Annotated in this window: 13 protein-coding genes; 7 read left to right on the top strand and 6 right to left on the bottom strand. The window is 72.9% G+C overall.

All coding sequences use genetic code 11. The features are described from left to right. Positions 1 to 4: 4 nt before the first annotated feature. The 3 genes from ACS5RC_RS00765 to ACS5RC_RS00755 all read right to left on the bottom strand — a co-directional run bounded on the left by ACS5RC_RS00765 (position 5) and on the right by ACS5RC_RS00755 (position 3,099). Positions 5 to 736: a pseudouridine synthase gene (locus ACS5RC_RS00765; RefSeq protein WP_478341917.1), complete on the bottom strand. Its 732-nt coding sequence runs from the start codon at positions 734 to 736 to the stop codon at positions 5 to 7. Further along, positions 733 to 1,650: a class I SAM-dependent methyltransferase gene (locus ACS5RC_RS00760; protein WP_478341916.1), complete on the bottom strand. Its 918-nt coding sequence runs from the start codon at positions 1,648 to 1,650 to the stop codon at positions 733 to 735. The genes ACS5RC_RS00765 and ACS5RC_RS00760 overlap by 4 nt, the downstream gene beginning before the upstream one ends. 441 nt (positions 1,651 to 2,091) lie before the next feature. After that, positions 2,092 to 3,099, bottom strand: a complete 1,008-nt coding sequence (locus tag ACS5RC_RS00755; protein ID WP_478341915.1) for an aldo/keto reductase — start codon at positions 3,097 to 3,099, stop codon at positions 2,092 to 2,094. Between the two features lie 256 nt (positions 3,100 to 3,355). On the opposite strand from ACS5RC_RS00755, the gene ACS5RC_RS00750 reads away from it, so the two are divergent. From ACS5RC_RS00750 to ACS5RC_RS00740, 3 genes are all read left to right on the top strand, one after another. Further along, positions 3,356 to 4,273 (top strand): protein-methionine-sulfoxide reductase heme-binding subunit MsrQ, encoded by a 918-nt coding sequence (locus ACS5RC_RS00750; protein ID WP_478341914.1) that lies wholly within the window; start codon positions 3,356 to 3,358, stop codon positions 4,271 to 4,273. Positions 4,274 to 4,308: 35 nt separating this feature from the next. Next, positions 4,309 to 4,692, top strand: coding sequence for a hypothetical protein (locus tag ACS5RC_RS00745; protein ID WP_478341913.1), 384 nt, complete (start codon positions 4,309 to 4,311; stop codon positions 4,690 to 4,692). A gap of 173 nt (positions 4,693 to 4,865) precedes the next feature. After that, positions 4,866 to 5,879, top strand: coding sequence for an adenosine kinase (locus ACS5RC_RS00740; protein WP_478341912.1), 1,014 nt, complete (start codon positions 4,866 to 4,868; stop codon positions 5,877 to 5,879). A 128-nt stretch (positions 5,880 to 6,007) separates the two neighbouring features. On the opposite strand, the gene ACS5RC_RS00735 is transcribed toward ACS5RC_RS00740, so the two are convergent. The 3 genes from ACS5RC_RS00735 to ubiG form a co-directional block, all read right to left on the bottom strand. Continuing rightward, positions 6,008 to 6,979, bottom strand: coding sequence for an NADPH:quinone oxidoreductase family protein (locus ACS5RC_RS00735; protein WP_478341911.1), 972 nt, complete (start codon positions 6,977 to 6,979; stop codon positions 6,008 to 6,010). Positions 6,980 to 7,073: 94 nt separating this feature from the next. Further along, positions 7,074 to 7,622: a YbhB/YbcL family Raf kinase inhibitor-like protein gene (locus ACS5RC_RS00730; protein WP_478341910.1), complete on the bottom strand. Its 549-nt coding sequence runs from the start codon at positions 7,620 to 7,622 to the stop codon at positions 7,074 to 7,076. 182 nt (positions 7,623 to 7,804) lie between these two features. Next, positions 7,805 to 8,569 (bottom strand): bifunctional 2-polyprenyl-6-hydroxyphenol methylase/3-demethylubiquinol 3-O-methyltransferase UbiG, encoded by a 765-nt coding sequence (gene ubiG, locus ACS5RC_RS00725; protein WP_478341909.1) that lies wholly within the window; start codon positions 8,567 to 8,569, stop codon positions 7,805 to 7,807. A gap of 226 nt (positions 8,570 to 8,795) precedes the next feature. On the opposite strand from ubiG, the gene ACS5RC_RS00720 reads away from it, so the two are divergent. The 4 genes from ACS5RC_RS00720 to prmC all read left to right on the top strand — a co-directional run bounded on the left by ACS5RC_RS00720 (position 8,796) and on the right by prmC (position 14,528). Continuing rightward, entirely contained in the window at positions 8,796 to 10,031 is a 1,236-nt protein-coding gene (locus ACS5RC_RS00720; RefSeq protein WP_478341908.1) for an aspartate kinase, read from the top strand. 93 nt (positions 10,032 to 10,124) lie between these two features. After that, complete coding sequence (gene ptsP, locus ACS5RC_RS00715) at positions 10,125 to 12,386, top strand: phosphoenolpyruvate--protein phosphotransferase (protein WP_478341907.1); 2,262 nt, start codon at positions 10,125 to 10,127, stop codon at positions 12,384 to 12,386. A gap of 154 nt (positions 12,387 to 12,540) precedes the next feature. Then, positions 12,541 to 13,626 carry a peptide chain release factor 1 gene (prfA, locus tag ACS5RC_RS00710; protein ID WP_478341906.1) on the top strand — a complete coding sequence of 362 codons (1,086 nt, stop codon included), beginning with the start codon at positions 12,541 to 12,543 and terminating at the stop codon, positions 13,624 to 13,626. 8 nt (positions 13,627 to 13,634) lie between these two features. Then, entirely contained in the window at positions 13,635 to 14,528 is an 894-nt protein-coding gene (gene prmC, locus ACS5RC_RS00705) for a peptide chain release factor N(5)-glutamine methyltransferase (RefSeq protein ID WP_478341905.1), read from the top strand. Positions 14,529 to 14,805: the final 277 nt, after the last annotated feature.

Here is a 14,805-nt window from a genome sequence, read left to right as displayed (position 1 = left end):
GGAATCACGAAGCACCGAAGATTCGGGCCACGTCCTCCGCGCCCATCACCCGGTAGGCCCCCGGCGCCAGATCCGCCGGCAGGTCGAGGCCGCCGATCTGGTCGCGGTGGAGCGCAGTGACGTGGTTGCCGAGCGCGGCGAACATGCGGCGGACCTGGTGGTAGCGGCCCTCCGTCAGCGTCACGGCGCAGGCGGTGGCGGCGTGGGCCTCGAAGGCGACCGGCAGGAGGGGCGTGTCCTCGCCCTCCAGCATCAGGGTTCCGGCGGCGAGCGCGGCGCCCTCGTCGCCCCGGAGCGGCCGGTCGAGGCCGACCTGGTAGCGCTTGGCGACGTTGGCCTTCGGGGCGATGATCCGGTGCAGCAGCGCGCCGTCGTCGGTCAGGAGCAGCAGACCCGAGGTGTCCTTGTCGAGCCGCCCCACCGTCGAGAGCGGCGGGTCGCGGCGGCGCCAGCGCTCGGGCAGCAGCCCGTACACGAGGGGGCCCGCCTCCTTGTGCGAGCAGGTGACGCCCAGCGGCTTGTGCAGCATCAGGCAGAGGCCCGGCAGCGGATCGAGCGCCCCGCCGTCGACCGTGAGGCGGTCGGGCAGGTCCGGAGCGAGGGGGATGCGCGCCGCCGCGTCCCGCAGGGCCGCGCCGTCGAGCCGGATCGCGCCGGCACGGGCGAGGCCCTGGATCTCGCGCCGCGAGCCGTAGCCGAGATTGGCCAGAAGCTTGTCGAGGCGCGTCGCCTTCACCGCCGGGCCTCGTAGACCTTGTAGCCGTTGGCCGAGGCCTTCAGCGTCACGCTGGCGAAGAGGTCGGCGAGGCCGCGCTCGTAGGGCAGATGGGCGTTGGCCGTGAGCCAGAGCGTCCCGCCCGCCCGCAGCGCCTCGGCGGCGCGGGCGATGAAGCCCTGACCGAGCGCCCGATCCTCGGCGCCGCCGTCGTGGAAGGGCGGGTTCATCACCACGAAGTCGAGCTTCGCCAGGGCCGGATCCCGCGCCCGGATGTCGGCCCAGACGATCTCGGCCCGGGAATCCGAGACGTTGCGTCGGGCCATCTCGACGGCGCGCCGATCGATATCGACGAGGCGCAACGCCGTCACCGCCTCCGAATCGAGGACGGCGCGGGCCAGCACGCCGAGGCCGCAGCCGAGATCGGCGCCGCGCCCGCGCAGCGTGGGGAGCGTCGCGAGCAGCAGCGCGCTGCCGGGATCGAGCCGATCCCAGGAGAAGATGCCGGGCTGCGTGCAGAGCGCGAGGTTGTCGATGTGGCGCGGGGCGCCCTCCCGGATCGCCGCCTCGATGCCGGCGGGCGCCTCGGGCCGGGCCAGGGTGCAGATGCGGTGATGGCGCCGCGCCTCCTCCGCGACGGTACAGCCGAGGGCGCCGAGTTCCTTGGCGAGGCGCGCGCCGCCGCGCTCCTTCGGCGCCATCGCCGTCAAGGCGCCCCCCGGGCGCAGGGCGGCGAGCGCCAGGGCCAGCACGTAGCGGCGCTCCAGCGTGCCGGGCGGCGTCAGCACGATCGCCCGCTCCAGGCTGCCCGGCGCGCAATCCTCGAGCCGGGCGGAGCCCGGGATCAGCGGCGAGACCTGAAGGGCATCGTGGGGCACGTCGACCAGTTCGGCCGGGGGAAGGCCGTAGACGACACCGGTGGGAGAAATCGGCATGCGGGAGGAGTCGGAGGTCCGGGAGCGGGATGGCGGGAGGCGGAGCAGGTGCCGGCGCAGGACGGCGGCCGGCTCCGGACGCGCTATAGCACGGGCTCCGGCAAGTTCAGCCGCCCGGCTCCGGTGTCGGTCGAACCGCGCCATGCGCTCTCCTCAAGCCGCGCCCGGCGCGACGGCGCCGATGCGCCCGGACCGGGCGGTCGGCCACGCCGATCGCCCTGCCCCCGCGGCCCGGGACGGCCAGCCCTCGGCCGCGGCGAGCGCCGCCCGGACCCTGCCGGTCCCGAGCAGGCCCGGAGGCCGGGCCTGGACGGCGAGGAGCGAGATGAGCATGGCCGGGATGCCGGGCGGGGGTCGCCCGGGACAACCGCCCGCGTCGATTCGGTATCCCGCCAAGATGGATCCGGACGGTCGCGATAGCCGCGCCCCGCCGGATCCCGCTCAGCTGCGCGGCAGGCGGCCCTCGATCGGGTAGGCCGGGTCGTTGTAGCCCGGCGTCGAGGGATGACCGACGGCGACGAGCCCGTCCACGAGGGCCTCGTCCTCCGGCGTGAAGCGGTAATCGAGGGCGCCGAGGTAATCGGCCCATTGCGCCTCCGTCCGCGGGCCGGCGATCACCGCGGTGATCAGGCGGTTGTTCAGCACCCAGGCGCTGGCGAACTGGCCGGGCGTGATGCCGCGGGCCTCGGCATGCTCCTTGAGCGTGCGGGCGATGCGCAGGGATTCGGGCCGCCACTCGGTCTGCATCATGCGGCTGTCCTGGCGCCCGGCGCGCGTGTCGGCCGGCGGCGGCGCGTCGGGATCGTACTTGGCGGTGAGCACGCCGCGGGCGAGGGGCGAGTAGGGCACCACGCCGAGGCCGTAATGGGCGCAGGCCGGCAGGTGCTCGGTCTCGGGCATCCGGTTCAGGGCGTTGTAGTAGGGCTGGCTCACCACCGGCCGGTCGATGCCGAATTCGTCGCAGAGGCGGCAGATCTCGGCGACGCGCCAGGCCCGGTGGTTCGAGACACCGAAATGCCGGATCTTGCCCTGGCGCACCAGGTCACCCATGGCCCGCACGGTCTCGGCGAGGGGCGTGTCGTGGTCCTCCTTGTGCAGGTAGTAGATGTCGATCCACTCGGTGCCGAGGCGGCGCAGGCTCGCCTCGACGGCGCGCATCACGTGGACCCGCGACAGGCCGCGGTCGTTCGGGCCCGGGCCCATCGGGTTGGCGACCTTGGTGGCGAGCACCCAGGCGGGGCGATCCGTGGCGATCGCCCGCCCGACCACCTCCTCGGAGCGGCCCTCGTTGTAGACGTCGGCCGTGTCGAGGAAGTTGATGCCGGCGTCCCGCGCGCTGCCGATGATCCGGTCCGCGGTCGGCCCGTCGGTGGCGCCGCCGAACATCATCGTGCCGAGGCAGATCGGCGAGACCTTCAGGCCGGAGCGGCCGAGGGGGCGGTACTGCATCGCGTGTCTCCCGGAATGGACCGGCGGCGTATGCGGACCGCCGCCACCGCGGTCAAGCCGGGATGCAGCCTGCGGTTGCCGAACGGCGCAGAGCGCGGCGTAACCCGCGGCCTCCGCGCGGCGAAGCGTCCCGGACCGCAGCGATCCCGCGGTTCGGCCGTTCCACCTCGCCGGCCCGCGCCGGCAGCCGATCGTCGCCGGACGCTTCCGGCGGCGATCCTGCAGTCCTCCCACCTCGATCGCGATCCGTCCCCGCATGCCCGCTGCCTCGATGCCCGCCCGCCGAACCCTGCCGCTGCCCTGGCTCGACCGCGCCGGGCGCCTGTCCCTGCTGAAGCTCTGCGCCTTCCTGCTGGTGTTGGCGCCGGGCCTCGACATGCTCTGGGCCTACGCGCATGACGGGCTCGGGCCGAAGCCGATCACCAGCCTGATCCACGCCACCGGCGAGTGGTCGATCCGCCTGCTGCTGGCCTCGCTCGCGGTCACGCCTCTGCGGCGGGTGGCGAATTGGCCGAAGCTGATCAACCTGCGGCGGATGCTCGGGCTCGCGGCCCTGTCCTACGCGGCGGCGCATCTCGCGCTGTACGTGGTCGATCAGAACTTCGTGCTCACGAAGGTCGTCTCCGAGATCGCGCTGCGCTTCTACCTGACGATCGGCTTCGTGGCCCTGCTCGGTCTCGCCGTGCTCGGCGCCACCTCGACGGACGGCGCGATCCGCCGGATGGGGCAGGCCTGGAACCGCCTGCACCGGATCGTCTACGCCATCACGGCGCTCGCCCTGCTGCACTACTTCCTGCAGGCCAAGATCGACGTGACCGACCCGGTGTTCTGGAGCGGGCTGTTCCTGGTGTTGATGGGCTGGCGCCTGATGCAGCGGGTGCGCGCGCCGATGCGGCCGTGGTCCCTGCTGCTGCTCGCGGCGGGCGCCGCCCTCTCGACCGCGCTCCTCGAGGCGGCGTGGTACGGGATCAAGAGCGGCGTGCCGGCCGACCTCGTGCTCGGGGCGAACCTCGATTTCTCCGGCGTGATCCGGCCGGCCTGGTGGGTGCTCGGCGTCGGGCTGCTGCTGCCGGCCGTCAACCTCGTGCGCGGCTCGCCCGAGACGCGCGGAGCGCCCGCGCGTCGGCCCGCGCCCGGCCTTGTTCCCGCCCGGCCGATGCCGCAGAAGCCCTGACCGCGGACCCTACCGGTCCGCGTCAAGGAGCGCCCATGCGTCACCCGGTTCTGTGGCCGACGGTCCTGGCCCTCGCCCTCCTCGCGGCCGGCCCCGCGGCCGCTGCAGGCCCGGCTGCAGCGCCCGGCCCGACGCCCGCACCGCCCCCGGCCCCGGCCGCGAAAGTCTGCGCCGCCCCCGCTCCGCCTCCGGCGGCGGAGCGGCCGGAGAAGCCCGCGCTGCCCCAGAAGCCGGGCTGCCTCGATGCCAAGGGCGGCTGCCCCGGCTGGGAGGCCTACACCTACAGCGACCAGATCAAGGCCTACAACGGGCAGCTCCAGGCCTTCCGGCCGCTCGCCGAGGCGTATCTGAAGAAGCTCAACGCTTACGTGAAGGCGAGTTCGGATTACGCGCAGTGCGAGGTGGGGGCGATGCAGTGACACGGAGCCCGGCGGACGGCCTCCTCTAACCCTCGAACCGCCCGGGCCGGGCGTTCCGGCCCCGGCGCTCCGAGGACCTCTGAGTCGCGTCCGCGGCGCGGCAGCCCCCTCCGTGCCTTGACCCCCGCGGAGACCGGTGCGAGAGCCCGGCGACACCGAACCAGGATTGCTGGATGACCGCTCCCCTCGACCTCCTCGTGATCGGCAACGCCATCGTCGATCTGATCGCGCGCACCGACGACGGATTCCTGGCCGCGCAGGACGTCACCAAGGGGGCGATGCAGCTCATCGACGAGCCGCGCGCCGAATCATTGTTCTCCGCGATGGGGCCGGTGACCGTGGTCTCGGGCGGCTCGGGCGCCAACACGGCGGTGGGCGCGGCGATGCTGGGCGCCCGGACCGGTTTCGTCGGCAAGGTCCGGGACGACGAGCTCGGCGGCCTCTACGCGCACGAGCTGAAGGCCGCGGGCGTCACCTTCCCGGTGGCCGCGGCGACCGAGGGACCCGCCACCGCCCGCTGCTTCGTGCTGGTGACGCCGGACGGCGAGCGCACGATGAACACGTATCTCGGCGCCTGCCAGGGGCTCTCGCCCGCCGACGTCGACCCGGCGGTGGTCGAGAGCGCCCGCGTCACCTACCTCGAGGGCTATCTCTGGGATCCGCCGGCCGCCAAGGAGGCCTTCCGCAAGGCGGTGCAGATCGCCCACGGCGCCGGCAAGGCCGTGGCCCTGACGCTGTCGGACGCGTTCTGCGTCGGCCGCTACCGCGACGAGTTCCTGGGCCTGATCCGCGACGGCAGCATCGACATCCTGTTCGCCAATATCGGCGAGCTGAAGAGCCTGTACGAGACCGAGGACGCCGACGCCGCGGTCAAGGCGCTGAGCGCCGAGCGCAACGGCCGCGGTCTGCACCTCCTGGGCCTCGTCACCCGCTCCGAGGAGGGCGCGCTCGTGGTCAAGGGCGGCGAGGTCCGGTCCGTGCCGGCGGTGCCGGTCGCCTCGGTGGTGGACACGACGGGCGCGGGCGACCTCTTCGCCGCCGGCTTCCTGGCCGGCCACGCCCGCGGCCTCGACAACGTGGCCGCCGCCCGGCTCGGCACGCTGGCGGCGGGCCAGGTGATCCAGCACATCGGTGCCCGCCCGCAGGTCGATCTGGTGGCCCTCGCCAAGGAGAAGGGGCTGCTCTGATCGGAGCCGGCGACAAGCCCGGCTCATCATCGTCCTAGTTCCCGCGCCTGCGGGCCGGCAGACGCCCGACCGATGGGTCGATCGGGCGACCATCGGTCGGAATACGACGCCGCGCGACAGGATCTTGGTCAGGGCCGCAGCAGCACCTTTCCGACCGCCTCGCGCCGCGTGAGGAGCCCCAGAGCCGCCTCGTAATCGGCGAGCGGGTAGGTTCCGTGCACCTTGGCGGTGAGCCGGCCCTCGGCCACCCAGGCGAGGAGCTGGCGCTGGTTCTCCTGGTGGGCGGCGGGCTCGCGGTCCAGGAAGGCGCCCCAATGGACGCCCTGGACGTCGAGTTCCTTGAGCAGCATCAGGTTGAGCGGCAGCCGCGGGATCTCGCCCGCGGCGAATCCCACCACGAGGTAGCGCCCGCGCCAGCCGAGCGCCCGCAGGGCCGGCTCCGCGAAAGCGTCGCCCACCGCGTCGTAGACCACGTCGATCCCGCCGCCGCCGGCCTCGCGCAGGGCGTCCTTCAGAGTCGCCGGGTCGTACACGATCCCGACCTCGGCCCCGTGGGCGCGAGCCGCCGCGAGCTTGTCCTCCGAGGAGGCGCAGGCGATCACCCGGGCCCCGAGCAGGGCCCCGAGTTCCACCGCCGCCAGCCCGACGCCGCCGGACGCGCCGAGCACCGCGAGCCACTCGCCCGGCTGGATCCGGGCGCGGTTGCGCAGGGCGTGCAGCGAGGTACCGTAGGTGATGGTGAGCCCTGCCGCCTGCTCGTCCGAGACGCCGTCCGGCACCCGCGTCATCTGCTCGGGGCGCACCAGGATCCGCTCGCGGCAGGTGCCGTACTTGGCATGCACCACCACGCGGTCGCCGACCCCGAACCCCTCCGTGTCCGCGCCCAGCGCCTCGACCACGCCGCAGGCCTCGCCGCCGGGCGAGAACGGCAGGGTCGGCTTCACCTGGTAGCGGCCTGCGATGATCAGCGTGTCGAAGAAATTGAGCGCCGCCACGCTCACCCGCACCAGGGCCTCGCCGGGGCCGGGCTCGGGATCGGGCAGCGTCGCGATCCCGAGATCCTCCGGCTTGCCCAGCCGCGTGCAGAGAAGCGCCCGCATCGATGTCCTCCCGTCCTGATAGCCCGTCCGGCGCATGCCCCGCTCCGGGCCGTGCCGCAAGGGGCTCGCCCCGGACGGCTTCAGGCGGGGGCGGTCAGGTGCGCGCGTAGGTGCCGATCAGGAGCCCCTTGGCGAGCACGTGGCCCCGCAACGCGTCGAGAAGCGCGGTCCGGCCCGGCACCTCGGTGAAGACGGCCGCGGCATCGAGGGCGTAGATCTGGAACGCGTAACGGTGCCGGCCGTGGCCGGTCGGCGGATCCGGCGGCAGCCAAGCCTGTTTCAGGAAACTGTTGCGGCCGAGATCCTGTCCGGCCAGCGCCCCCTCGGCAATCCCGCCGGATGCGGGGTCGAGGTCCGGGGCGATCAGATGGACCAGGGGCAGCGGCGTCGGGCTGTCGGCATCCTCGACGAGGAGCGCGAGCCGTATCGTGCCTGCCGGAACAGCCTCCCAGGCCAGCGGCGGCGCCGTGCCGTCCCCGTCGGCGCTGAAACGGGCCGGCATCGGCGCCCCGTCCGCGAAGGCGGGACTCGTCAGGCGGATGCCCTCCGGCACGTCGGCGAAATCGTAATAGGCGGTCTTCTCAAGGCCGGCGCGCAGACCCGATAGGGCCGCGCCCACGGCATGCGGCAGCTTTTCCAGCACGGTCCTCTCCCTGGCTCCCATGCGCCGCCTCGCGGCCCGGAGCCCGAGCGGCGGCACCCGGTCTCTCGACGACCCGGGCGTGAATCAACGGCAGTCGCCCGCCACGGTTCAATCACTCCGTGCATCAAGCACGCACAAGTTGCCAGAGCCCCGCGCGGCGGATACGCGTCCGATCCGCCGGCTCAGCCCTGTCGCTCGGCGGCCACCATGTAGTTCACTCCCGTATCCCGGCTCCGGCGCCAGCCGCCGTCGAGCGGGTTGTAGACCACGCCCGCGGTGTCGGTCGGCTGGAGGCCGCCGGCCCGGATCATCCGCTTCAGTTCGTCCGGCGTCAGGAACCTGTCCCAGTCGTGCGTGCCCTTCGGCAGCCAGCCGAGCACGTACTCGGCTCCCACGATGGCGAGCGCGAAGGACCGCAGCGTCCGGTTGATGGTGGCGGCGAACAGCAGGCCGCCGGGTCGCACCGCCGCGCAGGCCGCGCGTAGGAAGGCCGCCGGATCGGGCACATGCTCGATCACCTCCATGGCGAGCACCACGTCGAAGCGCTCGCCCGCCGCCGCCACGGCCTCGATCGTCTCCGCGCGGTATGTCACCGGCACGCCCTCCGCCTCCGCGTGCGCGCGGGCGGCGGCGAGGTTCCGGGTCGCGGGGTCGAGCCCCGTCACGCTGGCGCCGAGGCGCGCCAGGGGCTCCGACAGGATGCCGCCGCCGCAGCCGATATCGATCACGGAGAGGCCCTCGAGCGGGAAGGGCCGCTCCGGGTCGCGCCCGAAATGCCGGCAGGCGGCGTCGCGGATATAGGCGAGTCGCACCGGATTGAAGCGGTGCAGCACCCGCATCGGCCCGGTCTCGTCCCACCACGTCGCCGCGAGCGCGTCGAAGCGCGCCACCTCGGCGGGATCGACCCGGCCGGTCCCCGTATCCGTCTGCGCCTCGATGCCCGCCATGCTCGCCTTCGTGATCTGAACCGCCGGCCCGCGGCGCCCCGGTATCTAGGCCGCGCCGGCCGGTCTGTCCCGGGTGTCGGACCGGGCGCGCCGGAGGGGCCGGGGTTCGGTTGACAGCCCCTGCCCCCGCTTGTACCCGCCGGGACCCGACCCGGTACAGCCGGCGGCCCGAGCGACAGCGCGGCCGTCACCGCCGCGGGATGTTCTGAAAAGACGCGGACGCGACATGCCCCGTTTGGTGATGAAGTTCGGCGGCACGTCGGTCGCCACCATGGACCGGATCCGCAACGTGGCCGCGCACGTGGCGCGCGAGGTCGCGGCCGGCTACGCGGTCGCCGTGGTGGTCTCGGCCATGTCGGGCAAGACCAACGAACTCGTCGGTTGGGTCAAGGACGCCGACCCCCTCTACGACGCGGCCGAGTACGACGCCGTCGTGGCCTCTGGCGAGCAGGTCACCTCGGGCCTGCTGGCGATCAGCCTGCGCAAGATGGGCATCCCGGCCCGCTCCTGGCAGGGCTGGCAGATCCCGATCCTCACCTCGGACGCGCACGGCTCGGCCCGCATCGCGGAGATCGACGGCGCGCGGCTCGATGCGGGCTTCGGGCGGGGCGAGGTCGCGGTGATCGCGGGCTTCCAGGGCATCCATGCCGAGACGGGGCGGCTCACCACCCTCGGGCGCGGCGGCTCGGACACCAGCGCGGTGGCGGTGGCCGCGGCGATCGGGGCCGAGCGCTGCGACATCTACACGGACGTGGACGGCGTCTACACCACCGACCCGCGCGTGGTGCCCAAGGCCCGGCGCATGGAGCGCGTCACCTTCGAGGAGATGCTGGAGATGGCCTCCCTCGGGGCCAAGGTGCTGCAGGTCCGCTCCGTCGAGCTCGCCATGGTGCACCGGGTGCCGACCACCGTGCGCTCCTCCTTCGATCCGCCGGACGCGGCCCGTCCCGGCACTCTCATCTGCGACGAGGACGACATCGTGGAACAGCAGATCATCACCGGGATCGCCTTCTCGCGGGACGAGGCGCAGATCACTCTGCGGCGGGTCAAGGACAGCCCCGGCGTCGCCGCGGCGATCTTCGGGCCGCTGGCGGACGCCAACATCAACGTCGACATGATCATCCAGACGGTCTCGACCGACCAGTCGACCACGGACATGACCTTCACGGTCCCGGCCGCCGACTACCAGCGCGCCCGCACCGTGCTCGACCAGCAGGCCGAGACCATCGGCTTCGCCCAGATCGAGGGCGCCACCGACGTGGTGAAGGTCTCGGCCATCGGCGTCGGCATGCGCTCCCACGCGGGCGTCGCCGCCAAGGCGTTCCGGGCGCTGGCCGGCAAGGGCATCAACATCCGGGCGATCACGACGTCGGAGATCAAGTTCTCCGTCCTGATCGACGCGGCCTATACGGAGCTTGCCGTTCGCACGCTCCACTCGCTATACGGCCTCGATCAGGCCTGACCGAGGGAGGGCGCCGGGCGGGCAGACCGCTTGGCGTCAAGGTTGCAGGGCTGAGACCGCCGAACCGGCCCCTGACGCTGGAATGACGAGACCATGCCCGCTGCGCCCGGAGGCCCGCGCCTGCTGCTGCGCCGCCTCCGCGAAGCGATGGCGGAGCCGGTCAGCGCCCAGGCGCGCCTCGACCGCATCGTCGTCCTGATCGCCGCCAACGTCGTGGCCGAGGTCTGCTCGGTCTACGTGCTGCGCGACGACAACACCCTCGAGCTGTTCGCCACCGAAGGCCTCAACCGCGAGGCCGTTCACCTCACCCGGATGCGCGCCGACGAGGGCCTCGTCGGTCTGATCGCGCAGACGGCCGAGCCGCTCTCGCTCTCGGACGCGCAGCAGCATCCGGCCTTCTCCTACCGGCCGGAGACCGGCGAGGAAGCCTACCACGCCTTCCTGGGCGTGCCGCTGCTCCGGGCCGGCAACACGCTGGGCGTGCTCACCGTCCAGAACAAGACCTACCGGGTCTATTCCGAGGAGGAGATCGAGGCGCTCCAGACCACCGCGATGGTGCTCTCGGAGATGATCGCCTCGGGCGAGTTGCAGGGACTCGCCCCCGATGCCGGCACCGCCGCGCGGCGCGCCGTCAGCGTGCGCGGCGTGGTCCTCGCCGAGGGGATCGGCCTCGGCCACGTGGTGCTGCACGAGCCGCGCATCGTGGTGAAGACCCTGATCGCCGAGAACAGCGAGCGCGAGGTCTCCCGCCTGGAGGCGGCGATCGAGAACGTGCGCTCGGCCATCGACGCCCTCGTGGAGCGCGGCGACAAGATCGGCACCGTCGAGTCGCGCGAGGTGCTGGAGACGGTGCGCATGTTCGCCCACGACAAGGGCTGGCTGCGCCGGATGCGCGAGGCCGTCGCCTCGGGCCTCACCGCCGAGGCCGCGGTGGAGCGGGTGCAATCCGACAACCGCGCCCGGATGCTGCGCCAGAGCGACCCCTACCTGCGCGACCGCCTGCACGATCTCGACGACCTCGCCAATCGCCTGCTGCGCGAATTGATCGGCCACCAGGCGGGCCTCGCCGGGTCGCTGCCCGAGAACGCGATCCTGGTCGCCCGCTCGATGGGCCCGGCCGCGCTCCTCGACTACGAGCCGGCGCGGCTGCGCGGCCTCGTGCTGGAGGAGGGCGGGCCGACGAGCCACATCGCGATCGTCGCCCGGGCGCTCGGCATCCCGGCCGTCGGCGAGGTCGAGAACGCGGCCGCGCTCTGTGATTCGGGCGACGCCATCATCGTCGACGCGGTGGCAGGCGAGATCCACGTCCGGCCCGGCCCGGAGATCGAGGCGGCCTATGCCGAGATGGTGCGCCTGCGCGCGCGCCGGCAGGAGCAGTACCGGGCGCTGCGCGACGTGCCGGCGATCACCCGCGACGGGGTGCGGGTCGGGCTCCATCTCAATGCCGGGCTCCTCGTCGACCTCACCCACCTCAGCGAGACCGGGGCCGAGGGCGTCGGCCTGTTCCGCACCGAGCTGCAGTTCATGGTGGCCCAGCGCATGCCCTCGGCGGCCGAGCAGCAGACGCTCTACCGCGCTGTGCTGGCGGCCTCGGGCGACAAGCCGGTCACCATCCGCACGCTGGACATCGGCGGCGACAAGATCCTCCCCTACATGCCCAAGCTCGAGGAGGAGAACCCGGCGCTCGGCTGGCGCGCGATCCGGATCGGCCTCGACAGGCCGGCCCTGCTGCGGGTGCAGCTACGCGCGCTCCTCAAGGCGTCCGACGGGCACCCGCTCAAGATCATGTTCCCGATGGTGGCCACCGTCGACGAGTTCGTGCGCGCCCGCGCCATCGTCGAGCGCGAGAAGGCGCATCTGCGCCGCCACGGCTACACCTTGCCGCGCGAGTGCCAGCTCGGCGCGATGGTCGAGGTCCCCTCGCTGCTGTTCCAGATCGACGAGATCGCCCGGGAGGCCGACTTCCTCTCGGTGGGCTCGAACGACCTGATGCAGTTCCTGTTCGCGGTGGACCGCGAGAACCGGCGCGTCGCCAACCGCTTCGATCCGCTCTCGGCCGCCGCGGTGCGGGCCTTCCGGCTGATCGCCGAGCGCGCCGCCGCCGCCGATTGCCCGGTCACGGTCTGCGGCGAGATCGGCGGGCGCCCCCTCGAGGCGATGGCGCTGATCGGGTTGGGGTTCCGCAACTTCTCGATGTCGCCCGCCGCGATCGGCCCGGTGAAGGCGATGGTGCTGAGCCTGAACGCCGGTGCCGTCGCCGCCGTGATCGACGAGGAGATGGCCCGCAAGAGCGACGGCGAGAGCCTGCGCCCGGCGCTCGCCGCCTTCGCGAAGGCGCACGGCGTGCCCATCTAGAGGGCGAGGCACGCCCGCAGGCGGCACATCCTGTCCGGCCGGTGACGCCTGCCGCTCCCGATCGGCCGACCACCCCGCCGGCGCACGGAACGCGCGTGGCGGAATTCGCCCCCTCCTCCCCTCGCCCCACGGTTTCTGAAGTACGATCCGGTCAATGATCCCCTTTCCTCCCGAACGCCTCGACGCGATCCTGACGCGCCACGACATCGTCACGGGGACGCTCGCCGCCGGCACGCTGGAGGCCGAGGCCGTGGTCCAGCTCTCCCGGGAGCTGTCGGAGCTCGATCCGGTCGTCGCAGGCATCCACGCCTACCGGGCGGCGGCGGCCAACCTCGCGGGCATCGAGGCGATGATCGACGAGCCCGGCAGCGACGCCGAGATGCGCGCGCTCGCCGCCGACGAGAAGCCGGAGGCCGAGGCGGCGCTCGCCCGGGCCCACCGCGACCTGCAATTGATGCTGCTGCCCAAGGACGCGGCGGACGAGAAGAGCGCGATCCTCGAGGTCCGCGCCGGCACCGGCGGCGACGAGGCGGCCTTGTTCGCGGGCGACCTGTTCCGGATGTACGCCAAGTACGCCGAGTCGAAGGGCTGGCGCGTCGAGGTGATCTCGGAGAGCGAGGGCACGATGGGCGGCTACCGCGAGGTGGTGGCCGAGGTGAAGGGCCGCGGCGTCTTCGCCCGGCTCAAGTTCGAGAGCGGCGCGCACCGGGTCCAGCGCGTGCCCGAGACCGAGACGCAGGGGCGGATCCACACCTCGGCGGCCACCGTCGCGGTGCTGCCCGAAGCCGAGGACGTCGATATCGTCGTCAACGAGGCCGATCTGAAGATCGACACCATGCGGGCCCAGGGCGCGGGCGGCCAGCACGTCAACAAGACGGAATCGGCCATCCGCATCACCCACCTGCCGAGCGGGATCGTGGTCTTCGTCCAGGAAGAGCGCTCGCAGCACAAGAACCGCGCCCGCGCCATGTCGCTCCTGAAGGCCAAGCTCTACGACGCCGAGCGCACCGCCAAGGATTCGGCCCGCGCCGCCGACCGCCGCGCCCAGGTCGGCTCCGGCGACCGCTCGGAGCGGATCCGCACCTACAACTTTCCGCAAGGCCGCGTGACCGACCACCGCATCAACCTGACCCTGTACCGGCTGGAGGAGGTGCTGGCCGGCCCCGCCCTCGACGACCTCGTGGACGCCCTCGTCACCGAGCATCAGGCGGAGTTGCTCGCGGCCGAGGGCATGGCCTGAGCCCCGCGATGGCGAGCCCGTCCGCGCTCGATCCCGCCCTCTCCCGCCGCGCCGCCCTCGCCCGGCTGACGGAGAGCCTGCGGGCCGGCGGCGTGGAGAACCCGGCCGGCGACGCGCGCTTCCTCGTCCTCGACCTCCTGGGCCTCGCCCCCGTCGATCTCGCGCTCGCAGGCAAGACCGCGATCGGCGAATCCGGCGCGGCCCGCCTCGCCGACGCCCTGGCGCGGCGCCTCGCCGGCGAGCCGGTGGCCCGCATCCTCGGGGCCTGGGAATTCTGGGGTCTGCCCTTCCGGCTCTCGCCCGAAACGCTGGTGCCGCGCCCCGATACCGAGACGGTGGTGGAGGCGGCCCTGAGCCTGCGGCCGGAGCGGGCCGCCCCCTTGCGCATCCTCGACCTCGGCACCGGCACGGGCTGCCTCCTCGTCGCCCTCCTGAGCGAGCGGCCGAACGCCCGCGGCATCGGCGTCGACCAGAGCCCGGGGGCCCTCGCCACGGCGCGGCGCAACGCGGAGGCGAACGGGGTCGGCGCGCGCAGCGCCTTCCTGGCGGCCGACTGGTGCGCGGCGCTCGCGAGCACCCCTTTCGATCTCGTGGTGTCGAACCCACCTTACATCGCGAGCGCGGTCATTCCCGGGCTCGCCCGCGAGGTACGGGCCCACGACCCGGCGCTCGCCCTCGACGGTGGCGCCGACGGGCTCGCGGCCTACCGGACCATCCTGGCGGGCCTGCACGGCCGCCTCGCCCCGGGCGCGCCGGTCGTCCTCGAGATCGGCTACGACCAGGCCGACGCGCTCCGGAACCTGGCGCGGGCGGCGGGCTACGGAGTGCGGCAGGTGGTGCGCGATCTCGGCGGACGCGACCGCGTCGCGGTCCTGGAGCGGGCGGCGGACGGGCCGTACTGAGACCCGGAGGACCAGATTGGAAAAAATGCTTGTTGCATCGCGCTTTCGCCAGTAGAGTCGGCTTGCAGATCGCGAACGTTTCGTTAAGACGGACAGCCGTAGGGTCGGCGACGATCATATCCGCCGAATTGTTCGCCGATCTCCTCACCACCGGACATGCACGCTCCCGTACCGATGCGGCGGCCCGGTGCCATTCGAACCTGACAATCGAGAGGCGTCACGGACGCCGGCAGGAGCCCGATTTCTCGGGACAAGCGGCCGACAGGCCGGTGGATTG

The sequence above is a fragment of the Methylobacterium sp. HJ2 genome (assembly GCF_056431005.1).
Note: the sequence above shows the minus strand (reverse complement) of the source record. Positions and strands in the feature narration are given on the sequence as shown.